Here is a 25,390-nt window from a genome sequence, read left to right on the forward strand (position 1 = left end):
GTGTTCGTCCGACCCGGTGAGACGGGGCCTGGCTCGGAGCCGTCGAACGCGTAGTGGTCACATACATCATATAAATCTGCGCTGGCAGCGTCGTCAGCTTTACCGGCGATTTCAATAGTCATGACACCGAGTAATGTAGTATGTCTGAATGGAGTGAACGGATGGACTCCGGGATGGAGATATTACGGGGGCAGGCGGTTCGCCTCCCGCTTCCGGATGTGGACGCAGAGCGGTCGCTCCACGAGAACATGGCGCGTATCGCAGACGCGGGCCAACGGAAAAGCGAGCTGCTCGACGACCCGGACGTGCCCCTGACGGAGGTGTACGAGGACGAACTCGAAGAGATGCAGCAGAGCTTCATCCACCGCTTGCGACAGATCGCCGGCGAAGACTACCACGACGTCGCGACCGCGTACCTCGACGGCGAGCGCAACGACTGGGTCGGCGCGCTCGCGGCGTACTATCTGGAGTGTTTCTATCGACTTCAAGAGCGTTACACCGTCAACGAACAGATCTTCGTTCTGGTCATCCTGCGATACCCCGACTGCTTCACCGTGAACCTCAGCTTTCTGAGCGGCGAAATATCCGCCGACGCCGTCCGGTATGAGTCGACCGCGCACCTCGAAGAGAGCCTCAACGACCACCTCCAAGGGCAGTACTACGCGGACTGCCAGTACTCCCAACACGAGGCGTCGGCGTACATCCGCGAGCAAGTCGGCTGCATCCGTGACGCGTTCCCGGACCCCGACGCGGTCCCCTTCGAGCAGCGCCGCTACGGCGGGTTCGTCCACATCACCGGCCGGGAGGGAACGACGTTCGCCGAGCTTCTGGAGCCGCTCGACCCGGACCCGGACCGCTTCGACGCCGAAGCCCCGTCGCCCGGACTCGTTCCGGAAGGCCCGGAAGCCAAACGGGCGAAGGAGACGTACCTCTCCGACGCCACGGTCGAACTCTGAGGGCGCTTCAGCCGTGGCTCACCTTCTCGTCTGACAGGGGTCGTTCCGGTTTGGACACCCCTCGCATCCATATTATTTTGTAGACTGGTTCGGTGGATCACCACATGTCCGATACGGCCCTCCGAGACAGTCCGGCGCCCGACACGGCAGAGCCCGCGGAACTGGATCTCGAGTGGCTCACGCTCGAAGACGGCGAGTCTATCCAGTGGGCGAGCACGCCGCACAAGTACAGCGTCGTTCCGGCGCTGATAGTCGGAGTTCCGCTGTCGCTCGTCCTCGTCGGCATCCCCATCGTCGTCGCGGCGTACCTCCAGTACACCAACACGAACTACGTCGTCACCAACCGCGGCCTCTACAGCAAGCGAGGCGTGCTCTCGCGCGACGTCCAGCAGATCGGGTTCGACAAGGTGCAGAACATCTCGTACTCGCAGTCGGCGCTCGGGTCGACCTTCGGATACGGCTCCGTCGACGTCAGCACGGCCGGCGGCTCGGGTATCGAGCTCCAGTTCCGGAGCATCCCCGACCCGGCCGCCATCCAGGAGTTGATCTCCAGAGCGATCGACAGCCGACAGCAGCCCGAGTCCGACTCGACGAAAGAGGACGTGCTCGATGCGATCCTCGCGGAGCTGCGCGTCATCCGGCAGGCGGTCGCCGACGACCACGACGCACCGGCCGAGCCGACCGCCCCGCCTGCAGACGACCACGACCCACGAGCCGAGTCGACAGCCTCGCCCGCAGACGACACGTCGCACGCGGATGTCACCGAATCCGATGAGTGACCGCTGGTGGTTTCAATCCGACGGCGAGCGCGTCGTCTGGGAGGGCAGTCCCCGTCTCTCTGCCGCCCTCCCGGACGTGGTGGTCGGGAGCGTCGTCTGCGTCCTCGCGCTCGGTGGCGCCGTCGTCGTCGACGCCCGGCTGCTCGCCGGGGTGCTCCTCGGAGTCGGCATCGGCGGCTGGGGGGTGCTCCGCGTCCGGCGCACGCAGTATCTCCTGACCACGCACGCGGTGTGGGCGAAACGCGGCGTCCTCGGGCGGACCGTCCGTCGCGTGCGCGTCGAGAAGATCCAAAACACCGCCTTCTCGCAATCCCCCACGGGTTCGATATTCGGCTACGGGACCGTGTCCGTGGAGGTCGCGGGCGGACGCGACCTGACCTTTCGGCGAGTCGACGACCCGAAAACCGTCCAGCGGACGCTCTCGGAACACAGGGGCCGCGACGAGAGCGCGATTCCGGGGTCGCGAGACCAGTGGCGGTCCGTCCTCGAGGTAGTGCGCGAGATCCGCGCGACGGTAGCCTCCGGCGGCGAGACCGAAACCTAAACCCCTCCGACCGGTCTCCGGACGGGGTCCAGTTGCGGCCGCGCTATCGAGCGATCGAGGGAGCGCGTACCGGCTCCGGTCGGCTCGTGTTCGGTTTCGAACCTTTATGCCCCGGACGCGCGTACGGGTATGTGGTGTGTTTCCATGAAACTCGCAATGATCGGGATCGGGCAAGCAGGTGGAAAGATCGTCGACGAGTTTCTGGCGTACGACGCCCGGACCGGCGCTGACGTCGTCCGCGCGGCCGTCGCCGTCAACACGGCCAAGGCGGATCTCCGGGGGATCGAGCACATTCCGCAGGCACAGCAGATCCTCGTCGGCCAGTCGCGGGTGAAAGGCCACGGCGTCGGCGCCGACAACGAGCTCGGGGCCGAGGTGACCGAAGAGGACATCGACGAGATCCAAAGCGCGCTCGACTCGGTGGCCGTCCACGAGATCGACGCGTTCCTCGTCGTCGCCGGGCTCGGTGGGGGCACGGGCTCGGGCGGTGCCCCCGTCGTCGCCAAACACCTCAAGCGGATCTACACCGAGCCGGTGTACGGGTTAGGGATCCTCCCCGGAGGCGACGAGGGGGGCATCTACACGCTGAACGCCGCGCGCTCGCTCAAAACGTTCGTCGATCAGGTGGACAACCTCATGCTGTTCGACAACGACGCGTGGCGGAGTTCGGGGGAGTCGGTGGGAGAGGGGTTCGACGCGATCAACGCGGAGCTCGTCACCCGATTCGGCGTCCTGTTCAGCGCGGGCGAGGTGACCGCGGGGAGCGATGTCGCGGAGAGCGTCGTCGACTCCTCGGAGATCATCAACACGCTCAAAGGCGGTGGCATCTCCTCGCTCGGCTACGCCGAGGTGCCGGTCGACGAGCCGACTCGAACGGGGTTGTTGTCGCGGCTCCGCGGACCCGCGGACGACGGCATCGACAGCACGGATGCCACGAATCGAATCACCAGCCTGGTCCGGAAGGCGACGCTCGGCCGACTCACGCTGCCCACGGAGCTACAGGGAACGGAGCGGGCGCTGCTCGTCGTCGCCGGCCCGTCGGCGTACCTCAACCGAAAAGGAATCGAGCACGGTCGAAAGTGGCTCGAAGAGCAGACCGGCTCGATGGAGGTCCGCGGCGGCGACTACCCGCGCCGCGGGAACGGGACCGTTGCGGCGCTCGTGTTGCTCGGGGGCGTCACGAACGTCCCGCGGATCAAAGAGCTCCAGCAGGTCGCCATCGAGGCACAGCAGAACCGCGGGGAGATCACGGGCGAAAGCGAGGGCCGTTTCACGGACCTCATGGACACCGGCGGCGAGCTCGACTCGCTGTTTTGAGGAACCTGGTGCGGTCCCGGCTGCGAGTTTCGCGTTCACTCCGAGTTTCGTGTCCACTCCGAGTTTCGTGTCCACTCCGAGTTTCGCGTCCGTCCCGCGGCGGAGTCACGGCGAGTCGATCGCGGCACGGGCCTGCGACGGGTCGCTGCCCTTGCCGAGTCGGCGTCGCGGTTCAGTTCATCCGAGTCGGGTCTTGGACGCTCACCCTGCCGTCCGCGTAGGCGACGACCTCGTACCCGTGGTACGAGAACCGGACCCGGCCTTCGGCTCTTCGCGGGCCGTTGGGCTGCGTCCGGAACACCTGGTCCAACGCGTCGGGGTCGACCGCCTCGAACAGCGGCTCTTCGAGTTCGTGTGGAGCCGCGTCCTCAAGTTCTGCAACCCGTTCCAGCACCTTCTGTGAAAGGGTCATGTACGTTTACCACGTGGGACGCGCTAATAAATGTATTTCAACTAATATTTCGGGTGGGGCGGTTTATAAGGCCGGATCACATCGAACGCGGAGTACGAGCACACGAGGCGAAGCGGTCAGGACCGCTCTACGTCGGTCGCCGGGGGGTTCGACCCGTACAGCGCGGGCACCCAGTTTTGCCCGTCTATCGCCGGGCGCTCGTAGTTCGGGTCGTGCTGTCGGTCCGGCAGCCCGGTCGGCTCGGGCATGGTGTCCTCGTACTCGATCTGCGAGAGGAGGTGGCTGATACAGTTGAGCCGGGCGTGTTTCTTCACGTCGGCGTTGATCACGTACCACGGCGAGTCGCTCGTATCTGTGTGGGTGAACATCGCGTCCTTCGCCCGCGAGTACTCGACCCACCGCTCCCTGGCTTCGAGGTCCATGGGGCTGAGCTTCCAGCGTCGCTTCGGGTCGTTGCTGCGCTTCTGGAACCGCCGTTCCTGCTCTTCGTCGCTGATCGAAAACCAGTATTTGATGAGGATGATCCCAGAGCGCATGAGCATCCGCTCGAACTCGGGGGCCGACCGGAGGAACTCCTGATACTCCTCGTCGGTACAGAACCCCATCACGCGCTCGACGGTTGCGCGGTTGTACCAGCTCCGGTCGAACAGGACCATCTCGCCGGCCGCCGGGAGGTGCTCGACGTAGCGCTGGAAGTACCACTGGCTCTGCTCGCGTTCGGTCGGCTTCCCGAGCGCGACGACCTTCACGACCCGCGAACTCGTCCGACGGGTGATCCGGTGGATGGTGCCGCCCTTGCCGGCCGCGTCGCGCCCGTCGAAGAGCACGACGGCCCGGAGCCCCTGCTCTTTGATCCACATCTGGAGTCTGACGAGCTCCTCTTGGAGTCGCTCGATCTCCCGGTTGTAGTGTTTCTTCTTGATCTTGCCGCTGCCTTTGTACAGCTTGTCCTCGTCGACCGTGGTCAACACGGACTCGTCGTCGGGAAGAACCGGATGGTCGGTCATCGGAGCCGCCATGTTCCGTCTCCGCCGGCCGGTGCCGCGATATTCATGTAGCCTTATTAATGTGACTCGTATTTAACTCTCTCTGCGCCGCGACCGGTCGAACGCGCTCAGGGCCGACGGCGCGAGCGACGTATAAATGGGCCGGCTACGCGGTCGGTTGCGAGCGCGGGGGCGCTCACGTTGTGCCAGACGCTGAACAGCGCAGGGATGAGCGCGGCCGCCGGATCGAAGAGCGACGCCGACGCGACCCTCGCCCCGACGCCGGAGTCGCGGCGGTTCAGCGCAAGGATGATATCACTGCTCTGGTGAGAGAACGCACAGGAACGCATCGACCGCCTCGATCACATGACTCCGCCCAACACGACGCCCGATGAACTGCTCACGCCAGCGCTCACGACTCCCGAGTCGTTCGACGCCGCGCGGACGGCTCGGCTCGTCGCGCAACTCGACCACGAGGACCGCGAGATCCGGCGCGCCGCGTCGTGGGCGGTCCGGTTCGTCATCGTCGAGACGCCGGCGCTCGCCGATCACTGCACGGGACAGTTCCGCCGGGTGCTCCGCGACGCCGAGGCGCGGCCGGTCGCCCTCCGGACGCTCTCGGTCGTCGCCGAATACAACCCCGAGGCGGTCGCGGAAGTGGTGAACGGCGCGGTCAAAGAGCGGACGATCACCCGGCTCGTCGGAACCAACATCGTCGCCGGCTACCGGCCGCCGGAGTACGGGTCCGACGGGACGGTCATCACCGACGAGGGCGATGACCCGGGGACGGGCGCCGAAGCGGTCGAGACCGACGCCGAACCGGAGCCCGACACGGAGCCCGAAGGCGACACGGAGCCCGACCCGACGCCCGAGATTCCGACCGGTCGCCCGCCCGAAAACCCGCCGGCGAAGCTGCCGCGGCTCGACCGACCGCTGACCGCGTACGAGCCGATCACGTCCGACACGCAGTCCGGTGGGCGGCTGGACGCGGTGGTCCAGTTTTCCGTCGACGGCCGCGATTTCACCGGGCTCAGGCGTCGGTCGCAGGCGATCGCCGGCGTCGACCACGACGCGTTCGTCCGCGCCGTGAACCGCTGGCGCCAGATCGACGACCACGACGCCGTCACCACCGTCGTCGACTACGGCACCCGACCGACGCCGTGGCTCGTCACCGAGCGGAGCGTCACCGGGTCGCTCGCAGACCGGAAGGCGCCGCTCTCGGCGCCGGAAGCCCGGTGGATACTGTGTCGGCTCGCCGACGCGCTCACGTACGCACACGCCACCGGCGTGCTACACGGCGGGCTCCATCCGGGCGCCGTCGCCGTCGTGGAGACCGTCGAGGACGCCGACGCGTGGGCGTACCCCCGCGTCGACGACTGGCAGATCGACGACCTGTTCGGGTCGGCGAACGCTCACGCCCCCGTGCCGCGCCGGTACGCCGCGCCGGAGCACCTCTCGCCCGACCGGTTCGGCGGCGTCGACACCGCGAGTGACATCTACGGCGTCGGCGCCGTCGGCTACGAGCTGTTGACCGGACGCCCGCCGGCCCGCGAGAACGGGGAGATCCGCTCCGCGTCGGCGGTCGCTCCCGACGTGCCCGACGCGCTGTCGACGACGCTCGCGAAGTGCCTCAGAACGGCCAAGATGGAGCGGTACGTCTCCGCCGCGGCGCTGAAACGAGACCTCGAAGCGGCGGGTGACGCATGACCGGGACCGCGTTCGCGGACGCGGGAGCCGCCGTCGCCGAGGTCGCCGTGTTTAAAAGCGCGAACGTCGCCCTCGCGGGACTCGCCGCGGCGACGCCCGGTAGCGCCACGGCCGGAGTCACGCGGTTCGTCGCGGCCGTGCTCGTGTTCGTCGCCTGTCTCGGGACGACGTGGTACGCCCTCGCGAACGCGCGACACGAGGCACACGACACCCTCGTGTGGCGGTATCTCGCGCTGTCGACGACGGTCGGCGGCGTCTACGCGGCGCTGCTTATCGCCGGGTTGGTCGCGGCGAGCGCTCCCCCCCTCCTCCGGGCGTTCAGGCTGCTCGCACAGCTGTTCTTCGTCGTGTTCTTCGCGCTGTCGCTCCGCGAGCTGTACTACGCGCAGCCGTCGACCTCCGACGAGGGCGACCGGATCTCGCTTTCGACCGCCCGTCGGATCGAGACGGCGTTTATGCTGCTCGCGGTGGTCCAGTTTCCGATCGTCGTCGTCGTCGGGCCGCCCGGCGTCGCGCAAGCGATCCTCGGGCTCGCGGCCGCCGCGTTCACCGTCTACGGCGTCTCGTTCGGGCAGGCGATCCGCGCTCGTCGGCTCACCCACGGCACGGTGATCGACGTCACCGTCACGTACACGACCGCCGTGCTGCTCTGCGTCGGCGCGGTGACGCTCGTCGAGAGCGCCGTCGTCCTCGTCGCCCCGCAAGCCGCCGTCGACGGGGCGGTCAACGTGCTCTTGGTCATGATCGGCTCGTTCCTGATCAGCCTGATCATCCGCCTGAAGCGGAGCGCGGACGCGGCCGGCGGGACGACCGGGTAGGGCCGTGGCGTGCGACGGCATCGAGGGGACGGCATCACCGGCGGTACGTATTTCACGGTCGCTTCCGGCCTCTGGGTATGGATCTCCGCATCGACCACGTGACGGTCGCGGGTCGAGACCTCGACCGGCTCGCCGACGCGTTCGGCGACGTCGGCCTCCCGGTCGAGTACGGCGGTCGCCACTCGAACGGCGTCACCCACATGGCGATCGTAGGATTTCGAGACGGGAGTTACGTCGAACTTATCTCGACGATAGCGCCGGAGGCCGAGTCGCCGTGGTGGAACGGTCCGATTCGCGAGGACGGCGGTCCGTGCGCGTGGGCGGTCGAGGTCGACGACATCGAGGCCGTCAGCGCCGACCTGCGCGGCCGCGGTGTGCCGGTCGACGGGCCCTCGACGCACGAGCGCACCCGCGCCGACGACACGCTCGTCGAGTGGGACCTGACGTTCCTCGGGGAGGGGGACGCGGGCTCGACCCTCCCGTTTCTCATCAGCGACCGAACGCCCCGCGACTGCCGCGTTCGACCGACCGGCGACCTGGCGTCGTCGCCGATCGTCGGGGTCGACACGGTCGTGTTGGGGGTTCCCGACCTCGACGCTGCGGCGAGGCGGTTCGAAACCGCGTTCGACGCGGGCCGTCCGACGCTCGGTTCGAGCGACCGGCTCGCGGCGACCACCGCGTCTTTTCCCGACGCGCCGGTCGTGCTGGCAGCGCCCGACGACGGCGGCTGGCTCGCCGACAGGCTCGCCGCCTTCGGGCCGCGCCCCGTCGCGTATCTCCTCGGCGTCGACGGAGACGACGCGTCTCGACGCCCCGAGGTTGATACCGACGCCGCCGGGTCGCTCGCCGGGCGAGCGGTCGAGTGGCTGTCCGTGCACCATCCGGTCGGTCGCCCGTACCTCGGACTCGTCGACGCGCGGACGCGACGCGCTTAGCCGCCTCGCGATCGGGTTTCCGAGTAGACACGTACGGCGATCAGAGGCCGCTACTCGTCGAATTCGACGCCCGCTATCTCGAACCGCGCTCCGCCGTCGGCGCTCTCCCCAATCCGTACCTCCCAGTTGTGTCCGGCGACGATCTGTTGGACGATGCTCAGCCCGAACCCGGTGCCCGTCCCCTCGGTCGTGTACCCGGTCTCGAAGACGCGGTCGCGCTTGCCGCGCGGGATTCCCGGTCCGTCGTCGGCCACGGAGAACCCGTCGTCGGTCGCCGCGACGGTCACGCGGACGTCCGAGCCCCCGTGTTCGACCGCGTTCCGGAACAGGTTCTCGAAGAGCTGCTGGAGACGCGACTCGTCGGCCATCACGCGCCGATCCCCGAAGGGGATGTCGAGTTCCGCCTCCGGGGTACTCACGTTGCGCCAAGCGTCCTCCGCGATCGCCGTCAACGCGACCGAGGTCACCTCGCCGATCTCGCGGTCGCTCTGTGCGAGTTCCAGCAGCTCGGTTATCAGTACCCCCATCCGGTCGAGCGCGTTGTCGACGAGCCGTAGCTCGTCCCGACTGACGTCCTCTTGGAGCATCTCGATGTACCCTTGCGCGACGTTCAACGGGTTCCGGAGGTCGTGCGAGACGATGCTCGCGAAGTTCTCGAGCCGTTCGTTCTGGCGCTCGATCTCCTGTTCTCGGGCTTTCCGGACCGAGATATCTTTGATCGTCCCGAAGTGGTACGACGTGCCGCCGATCGAGCGCTGCGTCGTGACGGTCGCGACGGGAACGGTGTGCCCGTTGTGGGTGTGTCTCGTCTCCGCCTCCCGCGTGTCACCGTCCTCGAACGACTCCCAGTACTCGTCGAAATCGGCCGCTTCGATCGCCGGAACGACCTCCCACAGCGGTCGTCCGATCAGCGCCGACGGCGTGACGCCGAACAGGTCGGCGTACGACTGGTTGACGTAGGTGTATCGCCCGTCTTCGCCGTAGATACCGACGCCCACACCGACGGACTCGACCATCTTCGCGAAGAATTCGGGCTCTAGGGTAGTTGGAGAATCAGATGACATACGACACGTACCACGCGGGCCGAATAGTAAAATATTTTATATTATTGTCTGATTTTTAATAACTCATCGGACGGCTCCGTGAGCGCGCCGGCGGCCCCGGAGCGTGAGCGCCTCGCCGTATCGCGGCGCTCTCGGCGAACTCGTTGTCAGATTCCGTACCGTACCGTACACGTTCGACGAGCGGTCGAGCCCCGACGGACGATTCGGCGAGTTCGACTCCACGGGCGAAGTCGGTCGAGCGCACACGTCGGATTTTAAACACAATCGTTATCTCATCGCCGGCTAATGTAATATAGATGAAGAAAGTGGGAGAACTCGACAATCGCGCCGCCACGTCGGTCGTCGGGGTCATCCTGCTCGTCGCGATCACCGTCATCCTGGCTTCCATCATCGGCGTGGCCGCGTTCGGATTCACCGCAGACATCAAGGACCGACCCGCGTTCGCCGGGCTCGAACTGTCCTTCGAAGAAGCGCCCGCCGCGAAGCCGCAGTACAAGGAGTTCCGGTGGGACATCACGCTCACGAACATCGCCGGGGACACGGCGCGGGCCGACGAGATCGTGGTGTACTTAGATCACGGCGATCAGCGAGTCACCGGCACGCTCAACCGATCGCTCAGCCCGGGGGAGACCGTCGAGTTGACCCTCGTCCACAACAACCAGGACGGGGACACGATCCCGGAGGACCTCTCCTGTGGGGACGTCAACGTCGCGTGTCGGCTGGCCGGCGACCCGGGCAACTTCCCCGAGACGGACCAGATCCAACTCCGGATGGTACACGAACCGTCGGGCTCGCTCCTCTACCGAGAGCAGATCGAGATCTCTGGCAACTACGGGATCTACAACGGCAACCAGGGGAGTATCGCGATCACGGACGAGACGCTGACGTTCGCCTGACCCCCGCCCCACCCTCCGGCGACTTCTCACGCGCGCAGCCGCCGTGTGACGGGTAGCGACGCGCGACTCGACGGCTACTCGGCTTCGGGATGCCAGGCGAGATGGTTGACGCTCCCGCGTTCGCCGACGAGCGCGGACGCTCGAAGGCCGGCCCGAACGAACTCGATCCCTCGCGCTACCGCCGCCGACAGCGACGCGCCCCGCGCGAGTTCCGCGGCGATCGCGCTCGAAAGCGTACAGCCCGACCCGTGCGTCGCCTCGGTGTCGATCCGCTCGGCGGCGAACGACTCCGGCTCGCCGCCGTCGACGGCGAGCACGTCGGTGACGGTCCCGGAGCCGTCGTCGACGTGGCCGCCTTTAAATAACACCGCGTCCGCGCCCCAGTCGAAGAACCGGCCGGCGGCGCGGTCGCGCGCGGCGACCGAGTCGGGACGCTCGCCGACGAGTTCGGCCGTCTCGTCGGCGTTCGGCGTCACGAGCGTCGCCTCGGCGAACAGGTCGCGGTAGGCGTCGACCGCGTCGGCCTCGAGGAGCCGGTCGCCGCTCGTGGCGACCATCACCGGGTCGACGACGACCGGGCCGTCGAACGAGCGAAGGCAGTCGCGAACGGTCCGGACGCCCGCCGCCGTCGCGAGCATCCCCGTCTTTATCGCCCCCACGTCCACGTCGTCGACGACCGCCTCGTACTGCGCCCGCACCTCCTCGGTCGGCAGGAGGTGCGTCGAGCGAACGCCCGTCGTGTTCTGTGCGGTCGTCGCGACGACGACAGAGCCGCCGTACACGCCGAGCCGGGTCATCGTCTTGAGGTCGGCCTGGATACCGGCCCCGCCGCCGGAGTCGCTCGCGGCGATCGTCAGCGCGTACGGGACCGCCCGCGGGCCGGGGTCGGCGCTCGTCATCGGAACGCCCCTCCGTCGACGCCGCCGGTGCCGCCGGTGCCGACGACGCCGGTCACGCGATCACCTCCCGGGTCCGGTCGGCGGGGTCGGTCGTCGGCTCGTGACCGGCGATGGCGTCGAGGAACGTCGTCAGGTAGCTCGAGGGGCCGTGGTACGCTCCGAACGCTTCGGCCGCGGCCGCCTCGCCGGCGAGCCCGAACGCGAGCGTGCCCGCGAGCGACGCCTCCAGCGGGTCGTCGATCGCGGCCGCGAACGTCGCGAGCGTGACGCCCAGCAGACAGCCGGTGCCGACGACGCGCCCCATCATCGGGTCGCCCGACCGGACCTCGAACGCGCGACCGCCGGTGGCGACCACGTCGGTCTCGCCGCTGGCGACGACGACCGCGCCGGTCTCACGGGCGCAGGCCACGGCCGTCTCCGCGATGTCGGCGTGGTCGCCGACCGACTCGACACCGCGGACTTCGGCGTCCTCGCCCGCGATCGCGGCGATCTCACCGTAGTTGCCGCTGACGACCGCCGGCGAGAGCTCCGTCACGAGTCGCTCCGCGACGCGGTCGCGCGTCGGCGTCGCCCCGGCACCGACGGGGTCGACGACGACGGGGACGCCGTGCTCGGCCGCCGCGTCGCCGGCCGTCATCATCGCCGCCTCGCTCGCCTCGCTCACCGTTCCCATGTTAAGCAGCAGCCCCTGCGCGCCGGCCACCATGCTCGCCACCTCGCGGTCGTCGTCCGACATCACCGGCAGCCCTCCCCAGTGGAGGGTCGCGTTCGCCACGTCGTTGACGGTCACCGCGTTGGTGAGCGCGTTCACCAGCGGCGTCGCCTCCCGGACCGTCGCGCGCGCCTCCGCGAGGTCGAGTCCAGCCGGGTCGACCGGGGCCGAACCGCCCGCCGCGAGCGGCTCGTCGCCGGTCATCGCGCGGTCACCTCGTGTCCCGCCTCGACGGCGTCGCGCAGCGACCGGGTCGCCGCCGCGGGGTCGTCGGCCTCGGTGATCGCCGTCACGACCGCGACGCCGTCGGCGCCGGCCGCGGCGACGCGCGCGGCGTTTTCGGTCGTGATCCCCCCGATGCCGACGATCGGAACGGACACCGCGTCTGCGACGGCCGCGACGGTCTCGACGCCGATCTCCGACTCCTTCTCGCGCGTGTCCTTCGTCTGCGTGTCGAACACGGCGCCGACGCCGAGGTAGTCGGCGCCGGCGGCCTCGGCTCGCCGTGCGGCCGCCGGGCTCGACACCGACCGCCCGATGATCGCGTCCGCGCCGAGCTGCTCGCGGGCGGTCGCGACCGGGAGGTCGTCGTCGCCGAGGTGGACGCCGTCGGCGTCGAGCGCGACGGCGAGGTCGACCCGGTCGTTGACGAGGAGGGGGACGCCGGCCTCGCTCGTCATCGACCGAAGCTCCCGGCCCAGCTCGTAGCGGTCGTGCGCGCTCGCGTGTTTCTCGCGCAGTTGCACGGCGTCGACGCCGCCGGCGATGGCCGCGCGGACGACGGCGGCGGTCTCTCGGCCGCGGCTTCGATCCCCCTGCGTCACCAGATACGTCGACAGTGGTCGGTTCACGCGTACTCAGTGGTGTGTACCACTAAGTAATATTAGTATCGAATATCCAGGTGAAGGGCGGAGTGCGGCTCTCGTCAGGACGGGTTACACGGACCGACCGCTTCGAGGGATCGTTCCAGAGGGGGCGCTGCCCGAAGCCGACATCGCACAGAGCCCTCGGTAACGGTCAATAGCGCTCCGTGGCCGCATATCGGGCTCATAGTTCGTTTTATGACCGTTCTCGTCGTGTCCCCAGCCGATGGAGACCACTGGCAGCGTCCGGCGGCGGTGTACAGTCTCGGGGGAACCGCGCCGCGGCAGGTCCGTGCTGCTGTACGGGGTCGACGGCCGGACGTACCACGCCATCGACACGACTGCGGCGGTTCGCGAGCGGTTGGCGGGGCTACGACGCGGCGACGCCGTCTGCGCCGTTTTGGAGCCGATCCGGTGCCGCGGCGACGGCTGGCGACTCGTTCGGCTCGACGAGGTGACTCACCGAGGCGAGTCGCGTTCGCGGTCGGACGCGGACGGGGGCGTCACGACAGCGATGCCCTCTCGGTGACGGCCTCCCCGGCGTGACCGCGAGGGGGACGAAAGCGAGGCCGCCCCCGGAATACGGGTCGCGTGCGCCGTTGAATACTTACATAGCGACAGGAACGGCGTCCTGACGATAGCGGCTGCGGTCAACGCGAGGCGTGCGTTTCTCCATCTCCATCTCGAATCGGTCGCTGAACTGCGCGTGCGTGTCGACTGCTGGGACTCCGACACTGCAACGAGATTCGCTGATACCGGCGCGGGACACAACCGCGAGTCTCCGACCGCCCATTTTTCACCGGTTTTATTTATAATACTTATAAATTACATCCGTGAACGTCCCCGTATCACGACGCGGATACCTCCGGATGGCCGGCGGGGTCGGAGCAGCCAGTCTCGCTGGATGTTCACGCCCCGGCAACGGAGGGATGGGAACTGAGAGATCGGCTCCCTCCGGCGTCCCGATGTTCCGATACAATCCCGCCCGGACGGGGGGACCGCTGGGCACAACCGGGCCAACCGACTCAGTCACCGAACAGTGGGTCGTCCAAACGCAGAGTGGAATCGGGTATTCGCTTGCGGTCTTCGATGACACCGTTTACGCCGGGAGCAACGACGGGGTAGTCTCCGCTCTCGCTGCAAGTGGTGATTCTGAACGGTGGTCCGTCGAGGCCGACGGGCAGATCGGGTGGCCACCGGCGGTCGTCGACGACACCGTGTACGTCGGCTGTGGCGGCGGAACGATCTGTGCGCTGGCTGCCAGCGACGGGACCGAACGCTGGCGCTTCGAGACCGGCAAACAGGTGGCTCCGGCTCCGGCAGTAGTCGACGGCACCGTCTACGTCGGGGGCGTCGGGGACGGCGAGGGGCAGCTCTACGCGCTGGACGCCACCGACGGCACCGAGCGGTGGTCGTTCGAGATGGGGTTCAACGCGTACGCGTCGCCGGCGGTCGTCGACGGCACCGTTTATATTGGTGGGAAAAGCGCCTATGCGCTCGACGCCGCTGACGGCGCTGAACAGTGGACCCACGAGTTCAGCTATCTGGACAGCGCGACCCCGGCGGTGACCGACGGCACCGTCTACCTCAAACACGGCAAAAGAACCTGGGCACTGAACGCTGCCGACGGGACCGAACGGTGGTCGTTCGAACCGGAAGACCCCATGGAAACGGTCTGGATAGGACCGCCAGCGGTACTGGACGAGACTGTCTACGTCGGCGGTCACAACACCGTGTACGCCCTTACTGCGGACGCGGGTACCGAACGGTGGTCCGTCGAGGTAGCTGATAGCGTCGGGTCCTCGCCCGCGGTGACCGACGATGCGGTCTACGTCGGTGGGAACGGCGGCACGGTATACGCGCTGGCCACGAGCGACGGCACCGAACACTGGCGGTTTAACGCGAGTAGCTGGGTGTCGTCCGTGGTGGTCGTCGACGGGACCGTCTACGCTGGCACTGCCGACGGGGCTATCCACGCGCTAACCGCCGAGTGATCGTACCGTTCGGAGAACGCTGCTCCGCGGAGCGTCCGTGTCTCACACCCAATCGCCGTTACGAGATGGATCGCCCGTACCGCAGATTTCAAGCGACCGTCCTCGGATCCAGTATCATGAGTAAACGGGACACAGGAGACGAGTTCGATTACGACGCCGTCGTCGTCGGCGTTGGCGGCATGGGAAGCGCCGCAACCCATCACCTCGCCGCGCGAGGGGTTGACGTCCTCGGACTCGAACGATACGACATCCCGCACGCGATGGGGTCGTCGCACGGCGTCACCCGAATCATCCGAAAAGCGTACCACGAGCATCCCGACTACGTCCCGCTGCTCGACCGGGCGTACGAACTCTGGGACGACCTCGACGCCCAACACGACCGAGCGTTGCTCCACACGCACGGGTCGCTCGCCCTCGGTCGGCCCGACTCGGAGACCGTCACCGGTGCCGAAGCGGCGTGCCGGCGCCACGACATCGACTACGAGCGGTTGGCTGCGGCCCAGATCAACGAGCGATTCTCGGGGTTCGACCTTCCGGACGAGTTCGTTGGCATCTACCAGCCTGAGGGCGGCTTCCTGTGGTCAGAGCAGTGTATCGTCGCGCAAGTCAACGCGACCCATCGCGAGGGCGGGACGATCCGCGCTCGCGAGCGGGTGACCGAGTGGGAAGCAACCGACGAGTCGGTGCGCGTCGTCACGGACCGAGACACCTACACGGCCGAAAAACTCGTCGTCGCCGCCGGGGCGTGGGCGCCGAACGTGCTGCCCGAACTCGCCGCCGTACTGCAGCCACAGCGGCAGGTTCTCGGCTGGTTCCAGCCCGCCGAGCCCGCGAACTTCCATCCCGAGTCGATGCCGGTCTACATCATCGAACGCGACGCGGACGACCTCTACTACGGCTTCCCGCAGTTCCACATACCGGGCGTGAAGGTCGGCAAACACTATCACTTCGGAGAGGACGCAGCCCCGGACGAGATGGCACGCGAGCCCCGGAGCGATGACGAAGCCGCCCTCCGAGAGTGGCTGGCAGACGGGCTACCGACGGCGAACGGGCCGCCGTTGTCGCTGTCGACCTGCCTCTACACGAACACGCCCGATAAGGAGTTCATCGTCGACCACCACCCCTCACACGACAACGTCGTCGTCGCCTGCGGGTTCAGCGGACACGGATTCAAGTTCGCGAGCGTCGTCGGCGAGATCCTCGCCGACTTAGCGATCGACGGCGAGACCGACCATCCGATCGATCGGTTCGCGGCCGACCGGTTCTCCACCCACACCTCGTGACAAAGGTTTAACTCGCGCCCACCACCTCGTGAGGTGTGCCACTTCCCCGTGCGAAATCGCCGCGCCGGCTCTATCGCGAGGTCCGCTCGTGCGACCGCGTGATAACCCCGGACGGCCCTCTCGCAAGCGCGATCAACCGACAGCTCGACCGTTCGCATCTCGGCCCCTTCGCCATCCCGCCACGCCGATTGGCCGCTGGCCGGCGGCAGGCCTCCGAGGACCGCCTCGCGTTTCTCGACATCATCGCCGAGGAGGACATCCCCTGGAAGCGCTGTGCGTACGCCGTCGGGAACATCCTCCAGTGCTGGGAGCATCAGGGGTCACACGAGGCGATCTTCGAGTACGACGCGTACGTCGACGACGCGACGACGCGCGCGGTGGAGCGCATCGCGCAGTTGGACACCGCCTCGATGAGGCTCACAACCGAGACGATCGACCCGACACACGACGTCGTCGTGGTCGAACCGGCGATGCTCACGCACCTCGAACGGTCGTACCTCCCTGCGGCGTACGACACGGTCAGCCTCTTCACCGACGAAGCGTTTTCGCTGCCGCCGTTCCGGATCCACGAGTCGCCGACGGCGATCGTCAAGACGGTCGTCGACGCGATCTCGAAGGAGACGGCCGAGACCGTCGGGATCGTCCTCGATCAGCGGAGCGAGTACTCACCACTCATCGAATCGGCGCTCGAATCGGCGGAGATTCCGTTTTTCGGCGGTCCCGGATTCACCGACCGGAGCGAGCACCGACTGTTTCTGCAGTTCCTCCGGACCGCGTATCGCGGCACCGACACCCGACTCACCCAGATTCGCTCGTTGCTCACGGCGCTCGGCTGTACGGTCGCGGATCGCGACGCGAACAAACGCCTCCACGAGCTCGAAACGGACGACCTCGCGTGGCTGAAAGGCGTCTGTCGCGACATCTCTGCGTACACCTTCGGCGAAGCGCTCGCGGCCTTCGAGCGCCGGACGGACACCACGCTCGACGCGTTCGAAGCGGAGCTCACGACGCTCGGCATCGCCGACGAGCCGCTCACCGAGCGCCGCCTCGACGAACTCGCGTACTACCTCCAGACGTACGAGGTGCCGGTCGACCGCGAGAACGAGGGCGTGTTGCTCGCCGACGCGAAGTCCGCGTCCTACGTCGGGCGGGAGGTCGTGTTCCACCTCGGACTCGACGAGGGGTGGACGCACGCGGCGCCCCGCCGCCCGTGGGTCGATCACGACGCCCAGTTCGAGCGAAACCTCAACAGCTTCCAACTGCTGGTTCAAAGCGGGAACCAGCAGCACTACCTCGTCCAGGACGCGGCCGGTGGGTCGCCGGTGACGCCGTCGCTGTACTTCGAAGAGCTGTTCGACGCAGACATCGACCGGTTCACAGACCTGCCGTCGACCACTCACCGGACGGCCACCACCCGAGCGGACGCGGCCGGGTTCGAGCGACGCCCCACGGACGTGCCCGCCAAACCGATCGAGACGATCAGCAAATCGAGTCTCAACACCTACGTCAACTCGCCTCGCGACTACTACTTCAGCCGGGTCGTGGACGGCCCCGAGAGATCGTATCTCACCGAGGGCACCCTGCTGCACGATTTCGCCGAGTTCTACGCGACACATCCCGAGGCCGTCGACGACGCGGCGCTCACGGAAATCGTGGAGCTGCTGAGCGAGCGCGTCCGGCCGCTCGTTCGCGCAGCCGACGAGCAGACGCGCCGCACTGAGTACCGCGCCGCCTTGGAGACGATCGCGGCGTATCTCGACGCGAACCCGCCCGCAGACGGCGCCTTCCTGACACCGTCGAGCGGGGGCGAAAACGCCATCGCCGACCACTTCGAGATGGCCGTCGACTCACCGGCCACCGAACGGCGATTCGTCGACGCGGACCGCCACATCGACGGGATGATCGACCTCGTCGAATCGCCCAGCGGCCTCCTCGATTACAAAAGCGGGAGCAAAGACACCGCGAACGCCATCGTGAAAAACGCCGCGAGCGACGACCCGACCGACACGCCCGACTTCCAAGCCCCGCTCTATCTCACCTACTGGCGCTCGCAGACGCCCGACGAGACGCTCTCGTTCACGTTCTTCTACGTGACCGAACTCGTCGACGACGTCATCACCGGTGACGCCGACCTCGACGAGGCGCTCACGACGGTCAGCTACTATCCGGAATCGCCGACGGAACACGTCCAACGAAAGGCGTTCTTCGAACACCTCCGCGAGGAGGGGTCGGGAAAGTGCCGCAAGATCCTCTCGAAGATAGAGTACCCGACGTACGCGGCGCTGTTCGATGCGGCGCCGTTCGTCGAAACGACCGACAGCGACGAACTCATCGAGTCGGGGTTCGGCCAGACGATGATCGACCGGCTCGAAGCCGAAATTGGCGACTACAAGTACGTGACGACGGGCAGCAAGCAGGCGATGCGCTCGATGGCGGACCGACAGCGGTCTGCCTTTTTCGAATCCGACCTCGACGCGTTCGAATCGTTCGTCGACGCGCAACTGACGGATCTCAATCACCGCCGCACCGGCGCCGAGCCGTTCCCCGTCGCCGGCCCGAGCGGCGAGCCGAACTACCGACGCGTGGACAATCGGGACTTGCTGTTGGAGGGCGAGCGATGAGCGAGTTCTCTCCAAATCCCGAACAGCAGGACCTCATCACCTCGCTCGATGGCCTGTATCTCGTCGACGCCGGGGCGGGCACCGGGAAGACGTTCACCGTCACCCGCCGCTACGCGAACATCGTCGGCCAAGACGAGATCGACCCGACAGACGTCCTGTTGGTGACGTTCACCAACAATGCAGCAGAAGAGATGCGAGACCGGATCGTGCGCCAGAGCGCGTACGGGATGCGAGCGCTCGCGGACGCGCCGATTCAGACCTTCCACTCGCTGGCACACGACATCCTCACCGAGCACGGGCACGACGCGCCGACGCACCTCGGGATCGACGAGCCGATCACCGGGTCGACGCGAATCGTCGAAGACGAGATCATCGAGCGGTCGCTGTTCCGCGAGTTCATCGGCCAGTTTACGGACGCCCACCCCGCGTACGAGCCGTTCTTCGCGGCGGTCGACGACCCCACCGAGCTGCTGTCGCTCATCACGGAGCTCTCGGCCAAGGGCGTCTTCCCGACGGAAACGGGGTGGTACCGGAACGGCGAATCGCACCTCGACGGGGAGTTCGACGCGTTCGCGTCGCTGTTCGACGACCTAAACGAGCCGCGAAACGGCGGCAGCAAGCAGTCGAAACTCCGATCGAAGCTGTACCGATACGGCAAAGACAAGACGTACCTCCCGGCGGCGCCCGAAAAGTGGGACCTTCGCGGCGACGGCAAACGGGTCCCGCCGGACACCGCCGAGCGCGCCTTCGAGCGCGATCGAACGGCGCTCAAAGCGTTCGTCCACGACCTCTATCACTCGTATCTCGAGTTCGCGCTGGGGCGCAACTACCTGAACTTCGGCTTCCTCCAGCTGTTCGCGTTCGTGCTGCTGTGTGAGGACCACGAGCTGCGCGAGCGACTCAGCTTTGAGTACGTGATGGTCGACGAGTTCCAGGACTCCAGTGAGATTCAGTTCAAGCTCATGCTGCTTTTGGCCGGCACGGACAACCTCTGTGTCGTGGGTGACTGGAAACAGAGCATCTACAGCTTCCAGTACGCCGACGTCGACAACATCCGCGAATTCGGCGACCGGCTGGAGACCTTCGCCGCGGAGCTCAACGACGGCGCCGACCGGGTGCAGTTCCCGACGGCGCCGATCACGACGAAGAAACTCACTCGCAACTACCGCTCTACGCAATCCATCCTCGACTTCTCGACGGACGCGCTCACGGCCAAGGCGACGAACCGCGAGTCGCTCGACGCGGAGGCGGTCGCGAGCTCGGTGACCGCACTCGACGCGGCGACGGACCGAGACGAGAGCCGCATCGAGGCGCTCGCGAGCGAGGACGAACACGAGGCTATCCTCGCGAAGATCGACGACGTCGTCGGCAATCCCGAGTACGCGGTAGAGGGCGACGAGGGCACGTACGAGCCGCCAGAGTACGGCGATATTGCGGTGTTGACCCGGACGCGCGACTTCGGCCGCGAGCTGCTCGAAACGGCGGCCGACTACGACCTCCCGATGGCGTACGAGGGCGGGATGGAGGTGTTCCGTACGGACGCGGCGAAGCTTCTGTTGGCGTGGCTGCGGATTCTCGAACGCGACGCGGCCCGTGGCTGGGCGCTCGTCCTCGAAGCGGCGGGATACACGATCGACGAGACGAACGCCTTCCTCGACCGCGGGTCGTACCCCGACGCCATGACGGCGTTCCGCGACGACCTTCGTGAGTTACCGACGCTCGGGGGCGTCGCCCGCCGCGTGTTCGACCGGTACGGCCTGAGCGGCCCGACCGCCGATGTCGTGCTCGAAACGGTCCAATCCGTCCACGGGACGACCACGTTCACTCGCGGAGAGGTGATTCAGTTCATCGAGGACGCGATCGCCGACGGGAGCACCCACGAGGTCGCGGGCGGCGCCGGTACGGACGCGATCACCGTACAGACGATCCATGCGACGAAGGGGCTCGAATATCCCATCGTCATCCTCGCGAACATGAACGCCAACACGTTCCCGTCGACGGGCGGCGGCGGGAGCACAATCGAGTACGCCGACCCGATCGGCCTCAGACAGCGCAGGCTGTACCGCGACGACGTACACGACGTGCCGTACGTCTACGACAACTGGCAGACGGACGTGTTGAACGCGTGTCTCCCCCAGCAGTACGACGAAGAGCGCCGGCTCCTCTACGTGGCTATCACGCGCGCCGAGAGCCACGTCGTGTTCACGAGCGGCCCCAACCCGAACGCGTTCCTCGAATCGCTCCCGGTCTCCATCGAGACCGTCGAGCCAGACCTGTCCGCTTTCGAGCCGTCCCCGAGCGAGCACGCGCCATTCGTCGTCGACATCCCGGAGCCTGCCGGCCCGGCGAGCTACTCGCCGCACACGTTCGTCGACGACGCCGTGTTCGAGGGCGACACCGGCGGGCGAGGCATGGCGTTCGGGTCGGCCGTCCACGAGTTCGCAGAGCGGTACGCCCTCGACGAATCCGTGACGGCCGACAACACCGACGAACGACACGTGAAGACGTTCTTAGACTCGCTACAGGGTGAGACGAAAGCGGAGATCGACGCGTACCTGCCGCTGACGGTCGGTGGCGAATCGGTCTCGATCGGCGGGATCATCGACCTGCTCCACGTGACGTCCGAGAAGGCGGCGATAATCGACTACAAGACGGACCGGACGACTCATGCAGCGTCCGAGTATCAGAAGCAGCTCAGCGTCTACTACCACGTCGTCGCCGACCAGTACCCAGACCGAACGGTCTCCGCGTCGATTTTCTATACGGCGGACGGGACCCGGAGCACGATCACCCCGCTCAGCAAAGCGGAGCTCAGGGAGATGGTCGCTGCGAAAAAAGACCCGGACAGCCACCCACGATAGACGGCACTCGGATCGGTCGGTACGGGGAGTGTCCGACCGGCACAATCGTTATCGGATGCGCTTCCGTACGTGACGTATGGCTGAACAGAGCGCGGTGGAGTTCATCGAAGAATGGCAGACAGGGGCGTTCTTCGTCGTCCTCTCCGTCGTCGCCGGCGCGCTCTCGGTGATCGGGCTCGACTCCGTGCTGCCGTCGTCGCCTGCTGTGCTACTGAGCGTGTTCGTCGCCGGGGCCGTCGCCGCCTTCGTCGGCTCGTCGTTCGTCCTGTACGGTCGATGAGCGCGCAGGCCCTATCGAGGGGTTCGGGAGTCGCCTGGAGGACATCGCGCAGTCCTCGCGTGACCGCATCCGCTCTCCTCTGCATCCGGCTCCGGTCGGTCGGCGAGTCTGCCGACAGGGCCGAAGCCCCTCGAACGCGGGCCGCACCGGTCGGCGGCCGGCCCGGCTTATAACTCGCTGTCCGGGACGACGACGACCTTTCCGAAGCCCTCGCGCTCTTCGATGATCTCGTGGGCGCGGTCGATTTCGCTCATCGGGAGGGTCTCGCGGATCTGGGGTTCGAACGCGCCTTCCCAGACGAGTTCGAGCACGTCGTCGACCTCGCCGGGAGCCCCCATCGTCGAGCCGTAGATCTCCAGCTGGTTCCAGAAGATGCTGTTGAGATCCGTCTCGGGGTCGCGGCCCGTCGTCGCCCCGCAGGTCACCACTCGGCCGCCCTTCACGAGGCTGTCGAGCGAGTCCCGCCACGTCGCCTTGCCGATGTGGTCGACCACCACGTCGACGCCGCGGCCGTCGGTCGCCTCGGCGATCGCGTCGGCGAAGTTCGTCTCGTCGTAGTTGATCGTGTGGTCCGCGCCGAGGTCGGCGGCGTACGCCAGTTTCTCCTCGGTGCTGGCGGTCGCGTACACCTCCGCGCCGATGTAGTCGGCGATCTGGACGGCGGCGTGCCCGACGCCGCCGCTCGCGCCGAGCACGAGGATCGACTCGCCCGGCTTGAGTTCCGCGCGGGTGACGAGCATCCGCCACGCCGTCTGGAAGACGAGGGGGGCGGCGGCCGCCGTCTCCCAGTCGACGCCCTCCGGGACGGGCACGAGGTTCTCCGCGGGGACCGCCGCCTGCTCGCTGTGGACGCCGCGAACGTGCTCGCCGATGATCTGGAACTCGGTACAGATCGTCGGGTTCCCGTCGCGGCAGTGTTCGCAGTGCCCGCAGGACAGCCCCGCCGAGACCGCGACCCCGTCTCCCGGTTCGAACCGCTCGACGTCCTCGCCGACCTCCGCGACGACGCCGGCGGCGTCGCTGCCGGGGATGTGCGGCATCTCCAATTCGAGGCGGCTGAGCGCGCCGAGACCCATCCGCGTGAAGACGTCGAGGTGGTTCAACGCCGCGGCCTTCACGTCGACCAGCACCTCGTCGCGATCGATCTCCGGGTCGTCGAAGTCGTCGTATTCGAGAACGTCTCTCCGGCCGTGCTCGGCGAATTGAACGGCTTTCACGTCCGGGCCAACACACCGGGTATCAAAAAGTACTGGTACTACCACTACTGTCTGCCGACACATCGACGATCGACGAACTCCGGCGGCGAGCGCCGCCCGCAGCGGAGCCGCACCAAGCGGTCTGCGCCCGTGGAGTCTCGATATAAATATAATGAATATTTATACGCAACGGGCGGGTATCTGTCGATATGTACGACGATGAGGACCTCTCCGCGCTCCGCGAGGCCCACGCGGAGTGGAAAGCGGAGACGCTCGGCCCGACCCTCGACCGCCACGGCGAGCGGCGCGACCGGTTCGCGACGGTCTCGAACCACGAGGTCGATCGCTTATATACCCCCGCTGACGTGGCCGACCTCGACTACGACGCCGACCTCGGGCTCCCCGGCGAGGAGCCGTACACGCGCGGCGTCTACCCCACGATGTACCGCGGGCGAACGTGGACGATGCGGCAGTTCGCCGGCTTCGGCACCGCCGAGGAGACGAACGAGCGGTTTCAGTACCTCATCGACGAGGGGCAAACCGGGCTCTCGACCGCCTTCGATATGCCCTCGCTGATGGGACTCGACTCCGACGACCCGATGTCGCTCGGCGAGGTCGGCAAGGAGGGCGTCGCCGTCGACACCCTCCGCGACATGGAGGTGCTGTTCGACGGCATCGACGTGAGCGAGGTGTCCACCTCGTTCACCATCAACCCGAGCGCGCCGGTGATCTACGCGATGTACGTCGCCATCGCGGACCAGCAGGGCGTCCCGCGCGAGGCGCTTCGGGGGACCCTCCAAAACGACATGCTGAAGGAGTTCATCGCGCAGAAAGAGTGGGTGATCCCCCCGGAGCCATCCCTCGATCTCGTCACCGACACCATCGAGTTCGCGGTCGAGGAGACGCCCAACTTCAAGCCCGTCTCGGTGTCGGGCTACCACATCCGCGAGGCCGGATCGACCGCGGCACAAGAGCTCGCCTTCACCCTCGCCGACGGCTTCGCGTACGTCGAGGCCTGCCTCGACCGCGGGCTCGACGTCGACGCGTTCGCCCCGCAGCTCTCCTTTTTCTTCAACTCACACAACTCGATCTTCGAAGAGGTCGCGAAGTTCCGCGCCGCCCGCCGGATCTACGCGCGGATCATGGGCGAGTGGTACGACGCCGAGGCCGACGCCGCGAAGCGGCTGAAGTTCCACACCCAGACCGCGGGCCAGTCGCTGACGGCCCAGCAGCCCTTAAATAACGTCGTCAGGGTGACGCTGCAGGCGCTGGCGGGCGTCCTCGGCGGCACCCAGAGCCTCCACACCAACTCCTTCGACGAGGCGCTGGCGCTGCCCTCCGAGCAGGCCGTGCGAGTCGCGCTCCGCACCCAGCAGATCATCGCCGAGGAGTCCGGCGCGGCCGACATCGTCGACCCGCTCGGCGGCTCGTTCGCGGTGGAGGCGCTCACCGACGAAATCGAGGCCGAGGCGACGGCGTACATCGAGGAGATACGGGAGATGGGCGACGGCTCCGTCCGCGACGGCGTGCTCCGCGGCATCGAACAGGGGTACTTCCACCGCGAGATACAGGAGTCCTCCTACGAGTACCAAGAGCGGGTCGACTCGGGCGCGGAGACCGTCGTCGGCGTCAACGCCTACGAGACCGACGACGACACGCGCCCGGACCTGCTCCACATCGACGAGACCACCCGCGAGCGGCAGCTCGCGCGCCTCGAATCGGTGAAGGCGGAGCGCGACGACGCGGCGGTCGAGGCGGCGCTCGACGAACTCCGGGCGGCGGTCGACGCCGGCGAGAACACCATGCCGGCGGTCGTGACGGCGGTGAAGGCGTACGCGACGATGGGCGAGATCATGGACGTCTTCGAGGCGGCACACGGGAGCTACCGGGAGCGCATCGGGGTCGCGTAAAAAGGACGTGGACCGTGGGGTTACGCCGTCTCGACGGGGCGCGCCGACTCCGCGCGCCAGGCGTTCCCGCGTCGACCCGCGCGCCGGAGGTCGAGTTCGACGACCGACCCGGCGTCCAGCGACGTCAGCGTCGACTCGATGTCCGGGCCGTCGTACTCGACGACGTACAACGTCCCGTTGCGCGGATGTTCACGGAGCGTGATCGCCCCGTGGTCGTTGCACGCATCGACGATGGTGTACTTGCCAGTTCGGTCCATATCGTTCGATAGTTGACGCGTTAGCCATTAATTGTTTGGCACGCCGTGATACCGCGGCGCTGCCGGCCGCAAGCGGTCCATTTTAATCGTCCCGTCGCCT

Annotated in this window: 23 protein-coding genes; 15 read left to right on the forward strand and 8 right to left on the reverse strand. The window is 67.1% G+C overall.

Annotated features, from left to right (window positions below):
• The first annotated feature begins 140 nt into the window (after positions 1–140).
• The 4 genes from DOS48_RS18465 (at position 141) to DOS48_RS18480 (ending at position 3,596) form a co-directional block, all read left to right on the forward strand.
• Positions 141–956 (forward strand): hypothetical protein, encoded by an 816-nt coding sequence (locus DOS48_RS18465; protein WP_244629362.1) that lies wholly within the window; start codon positions 141–143, stop codon positions 954–956.
• 104 nt (positions 957–1,060) lie between these two features.
• A complete protein-coding gene (locus tag DOS48_RS18470; RefSeq protein ID WP_127117155.1) occupies positions 1,061–1,735 on the forward strand; it encodes a PH domain-containing protein in 675 nt (224 codons plus the stop codon).
• Positions 1,728–2,279, forward strand: a complete 552-nt coding sequence (locus DOS48_RS18475) for a PH domain-containing protein (RefSeq protein WP_127117156.1) — start codon at positions 1,728–1,730, stop codon at positions 2,277–2,279. The genes DOS48_RS18470 and DOS48_RS18475 overlap by 8 nt, the downstream gene beginning before the upstream one ends.
• Before the next feature lie 144 nt (positions 2,280–2,423).
• Entirely contained in the window at positions 2,424–3,596 is a 1,173-nt protein-coding gene (locus DOS48_RS18480) for a tubulin/FtsZ family protein (protein WP_244629363.1), read from the forward strand.
• 172 nt (positions 3,597–3,768) lie between these two features.
• Here DOS48_RS18480 and DOS48_RS18485 read toward each other — a convergent pair whose 3' ends face one another.
• Positions 3,769–4,008, reverse strand: coding sequence for a HalOD1 output domain-containing protein (locus DOS48_RS18485; RefSeq protein ID WP_127117157.1), 240 nt, complete (start codon positions 4,006–4,008; stop codon positions 3,769–3,771).
• Positions 4,009–4,124: 116 nt separating this feature from the next.
• Positions 4,125–5,027 (reverse strand): polyphosphate kinase 2, encoded by a 903-nt coding sequence (gene ppk2, locus DOS48_RS18490; protein ID WP_226929173.1) that lies wholly within the window; start codon positions 5,025–5,027, stop codon positions 4,125–4,127.
• Positions 5,028–5,360: 333 nt separating this feature from the next.
• Here ppk2 and DOS48_RS18495 point away from each other — a divergent pair, with 333 nt between their 5' ends.
• The 3 genes from DOS48_RS18495 to DOS48_RS18505 all read left to right on the forward strand — a co-directional run bounded on the left by DOS48_RS18495 (position 5,361) and on the right by DOS48_RS18505 (position 8,454).
• Positions 5,361–6,701: a hypothetical protein gene (locus DOS48_RS18495; RefSeq protein ID WP_127117159.1), complete on the forward strand. Its 1,341-nt coding sequence runs from the start codon at positions 5,361–5,363 to the stop codon at positions 6,699–6,701.
• The gene (locus DOS48_RS18500; RefSeq protein ID WP_127117160.1) at positions 6,698–7,519 is read left to right on the forward strand and encodes a hypothetical protein; all 822 of its coding nucleotides are present in this window, start codon (positions 6,698–6,700) and stop codon (positions 7,517–7,519) included. Before DOS48_RS18495 ends, DOS48_RS18500 begins: the two co-directional genes overlap by 4 nt.
• A gap of 77 nt (positions 7,520–7,596) precedes the next feature.
• Positions 7,597–8,454, forward strand: a complete 858-nt coding sequence (locus DOS48_RS18505) for a VOC family protein (RefSeq protein WP_127117161.1) — start codon at positions 7,597–7,599, stop codon at positions 8,452–8,454.
• Between the two features lie 50 nt (positions 8,455–8,504).
• Here the strand turns inward: DOS48_RS18505 and DOS48_RS18510 are convergent, their stop codons facing one another.
• Entirely contained in the window at positions 8,505–9,518 is a 1,014-nt protein-coding gene (locus DOS48_RS18510; RefSeq protein ID WP_127117162.1) for a HAMP domain-containing sensor histidine kinase, read from the reverse strand.
• 296 nt (positions 9,519–9,814) lie between these two features.
• Between DOS48_RS18510 and DOS48_RS18515 the strand changes: the two genes are divergently transcribed.
• A complete protein-coding gene (locus DOS48_RS18515; protein WP_127117163.1) occupies positions 9,815–10,414 on the forward strand; it encodes a type IV pilin in 600 nt (199 codons plus the stop codon).
• A 74-nt stretch (positions 10,415–10,488) separates the two neighbouring features.
• Here DOS48_RS18515 and thiD read toward each other — a convergent pair whose 3' ends face one another.
• From thiD to thiE, 3 genes are read right to left on the reverse strand one after another with little or no spacing between them, the layout of a single operon-like run.
• A complete protein-coding gene (gene thiD / locus DOS48_RS18520; RefSeq protein WP_127117164.1) occupies positions 10,489–11,313 on the reverse strand; it encodes a bifunctional hydroxymethylpyrimidine kinase/phosphomethylpyrimidine kinase in 825 nt (274 codons plus the stop codon).
• Between the two features lie 52 nt (positions 11,314–11,365).
• Positions 11,366–12,229, reverse strand: a complete 864-nt coding sequence (thiM, locus tag DOS48_RS18525) for a hydroxyethylthiazole kinase (RefSeq protein WP_127117165.1) — start codon at positions 12,227–12,229, stop codon at positions 11,366–11,368.
• Entirely contained in the window at positions 12,226–12,864 is a 639-nt protein-coding gene (gene thiE / locus DOS48_RS18530; RefSeq protein ID WP_193310385.1) for a thiamine phosphate synthase, read from the reverse strand. The genes thiM and thiE overlap by 4 nt, the downstream gene beginning before the upstream one ends.
• A 250-nt stretch (positions 12,865–13,114) precedes the next feature.
• On the opposite strand from thiE, the gene DOS48_RS18535 reads away from it, so the two are divergent.
• The 6 genes from DOS48_RS18535 to DOS48_RS18560 all read left to right on the forward strand — a co-directional run bounded on the left by DOS48_RS18535 (position 13,115) and on the right by DOS48_RS18560 (position 21,927).
• On the forward strand, positions 13,115–13,417 hold the full coding sequence (locus DOS48_RS18535) for a hypothetical protein (protein ID WP_127117167.1): 303 nt from the start codon (positions 13,115–13,117) through the stop codon (positions 13,415–13,417).
• A 304-nt stretch (positions 13,418–13,721) separates the two neighbouring features.
• Positions 13,722–14,882 carry a PQQ-binding-like beta-propeller repeat protein gene (locus tag DOS48_RS18540; protein WP_244629364.1) on the forward strand — a complete coding sequence of 387 codons (1,161 nt, stop codon included), beginning with the start codon at positions 13,722–13,724 and terminating at the stop codon, positions 14,880–14,882.
• Between the two features lie 116 nt (positions 14,883–14,998).
• Positions 14,999–16,165 carry an N-methyl-L-tryptophan oxidase gene (gene solA, locus DOS48_RS18545; protein ID WP_127117168.1) on the forward strand — a complete coding sequence of 389 codons (1,167 nt, stop codon included), beginning with the start codon at positions 14,999–15,001 and terminating at the stop codon, positions 16,163–16,165.
• A gap of 35 nt (positions 16,166–16,200) precedes the next feature.
• The gene (locus DOS48_RS18550; RefSeq protein WP_127117169.1) at positions 16,201–18,786 is read left to right on the forward strand and encodes a PD-(D/E)XK nuclease family protein; all 2,586 of its coding nucleotides are present in this window, start codon (positions 16,201–16,203) and stop codon (positions 18,784–18,786) included.
• Positions 18,783–21,647 (forward strand): exodeoxyribonuclease V subunit beta, encoded by a 2,865-nt coding sequence (locus DOS48_RS18555; protein ID WP_127117170.1) that lies wholly within the window; start codon positions 18,783–18,785, stop codon positions 21,645–21,647. The genes DOS48_RS18550 and DOS48_RS18555 overlap by 4 nt, the downstream gene beginning before the upstream one ends.
• Positions 21,648–21,723: 76 nt before the next feature.
• Positions 21,724–21,927 (forward strand): hypothetical protein, encoded by a 204-nt coding sequence (locus tag DOS48_RS18560; protein WP_127117171.1) that lies wholly within the window; start codon positions 21,724–21,726, stop codon positions 21,925–21,927.
• A gap of 167 nt (positions 21,928–22,094) precedes the next feature.
• On the opposite strand, the gene DOS48_RS18565 is transcribed toward DOS48_RS18560, so the two are convergent.
• The gene (locus tag DOS48_RS18565) at positions 22,095–23,144 is read right to left on the reverse strand and encodes a zinc-binding dehydrogenase (RefSeq protein WP_127117172.1); all 1,050 of its coding nucleotides are present in this window, start codon (positions 23,142–23,144) and stop codon (positions 22,095–22,097) included.
• Positions 23,145–23,332: 188 nt separating this feature from the next.
• Between DOS48_RS18565 and DOS48_RS18570 the strand changes: the two genes are divergently transcribed.
• Positions 23,333–25,033, forward strand: coding sequence for a methylmalonyl-CoA mutase (locus tag DOS48_RS18570; RefSeq protein WP_127117173.1), 1,701 nt, complete (start codon positions 23,333–23,335; stop codon positions 25,031–25,033).
• A 20-nt stretch (positions 25,034–25,053) separates the two neighbouring features.
• Here DOS48_RS18570 and DOS48_RS18575 read toward each other — a convergent pair whose 3' ends face one another.
• Positions 25,054–25,290, reverse strand: coding sequence for a hypothetical protein (locus DOS48_RS18575; RefSeq protein ID WP_127117174.1), 237 nt, complete (start codon positions 25,288–25,290; stop codon positions 25,054–25,056).
• Positions 25,291–25,390 lie beyond the last annotated feature (100 nt).

The sequence above is a fragment of the Halorubrum sp. PV6 genome, assembly GCF_003990725.2.
Lineage (GTDB): Archaea > Halobacteriota > Halobacteria > Halobacteriales > Haloferacaceae > Halorubrum.

What these genes read in the sequence shown, in the direction of transcription:
- DOS48_RS18505 (WP_127117161.1), top strand. Translation starts at nt 7,597, where the DNA reads ATGGATCTCCGCATCGACCACGTGACGGTCGCGGGTCGAGACCTCGAC.
- DOS48_RS18500 (WP_127117160.1), top strand. Translation starts at nt 6,698, where the DNA reads ATGACCGGGACCGCGTTCGCGGACGCGGGAGCCGCCGTCGCCGAGGTC.
- DOS48_RS18495 (WP_127117159.1), top strand. Translation starts at nt 5,361, where the DNA reads ATGACTCCGCCCAACACGACGCCCGATGAACTGCTCACGCCAGCGCTC.
- DOS48_RS18510 (WP_127117162.1), bottom strand. Translation starts at nt 9,518, where the DNA reads ATGTCATCTGATTCTCCAACTACCCTAGAGCCCGAATTCTTCGCGAAG.
- DOS48_RS18475 (WP_127117156.1), top strand. Translation starts at nt 1,728, where the DNA reads ATGAGTGACCGCTGGTGGTTTCAATCCGACGGCGAGCGCGTCGTCTGG.
- thiM (WP_127117165.1), bottom strand. Translation starts at nt 12,229, where the DNA reads ATGACCGGCGACGAGCCGCTCGCGGCGGGCGGTTCGGCCCCGGTCGAC.
- solA (WP_127117168.1), top strand. Translation starts at nt 14,999, where the DNA reads ATGAGTAAACGGGACACAGGAGACGAGTTCGATTACGACGCCGTCGTC.
- DOS48_RS18480 (WP_244629363.1), top strand. Translation starts at nt 2,424, where the DNA reads ATGAAACTCGCAATGATCGGGATCGGGCAAGCAGGTGGAAAGATCGTC.
- DOS48_RS18560 (WP_127117171.1), top strand. Translation starts at nt 21,724, where the DNA reads ATGGCTGAACAGAGCGCGGTGGAGTTCATCGAAGAATGGCAGACAGGG.
- DOS48_RS18485 (WP_127117157.1), bottom strand. Translation starts at nt 4,008, where the DNA reads ATGACCCTTTCACAGAAGGTGCTGGAACGGGTTGCAGAACTTGAGGAC.
- DOS48_RS18570 (WP_127117173.1), top strand. Translation starts at nt 23,333, where the DNA reads ATGTACGACGATGAGGACCTCTCCGCGCTCCGCGAGGCCCACGCGGAG.
- thiD (WP_127117164.1), bottom strand. Translation starts at nt 11,313, where the DNA reads ATGACGAGCGCCGACCCCGGCCCGCGGGCGGTCCCGTACGCGCTGACG.
- DOS48_RS18515 (WP_127117163.1), top strand. Translation starts at nt 9,815, where the DNA reads ATGAAGAAAGTGGGAGAACTCGACAATCGCGCCGCCACGTCGGTCGTC.
- ppk2 (WP_226929173.1), bottom strand. Translation starts at nt 5,027, where the DNA reads ATGGCGGCTCCGATGACCGACCATCCGGTTCTTCCCGACGACGAGTCC.
- DOS48_RS18575 (WP_127117174.1), bottom strand. Translation starts at nt 25,290, where the DNA reads ATGGACCGAACTGGCAAGTACACCATCGTCGATGCGTGCAACGACCAC.
- DOS48_RS18535 (WP_127117167.1), top strand. Translation starts at nt 13,115, where the DNA reads ATGGAGACCACTGGCAGCGTCCGGCGGCGGTGTACAGTCTCGGGGGAA.
- DOS48_RS18465 (WP_244629362.1), top strand. Translation starts at nt 141, where the DNA reads ATGTCTGAATGGAGTGAACGGATGGACTCCGGGATGGAGATATTACGG.
- DOS48_RS18555 (WP_127117170.1), top strand. Translation starts at nt 18,783, where the DNA reads ATGAGCGAGTTCTCTCCAAATCCCGAACAGCAGGACCTCATCACCTCG.
- DOS48_RS18470 (WP_127117155.1), top strand. Translation starts at nt 1,061, where the DNA reads ATGTCCGATACGGCCCTCCGAGACAGTCCGGCGCCCGACACGGCAGAG.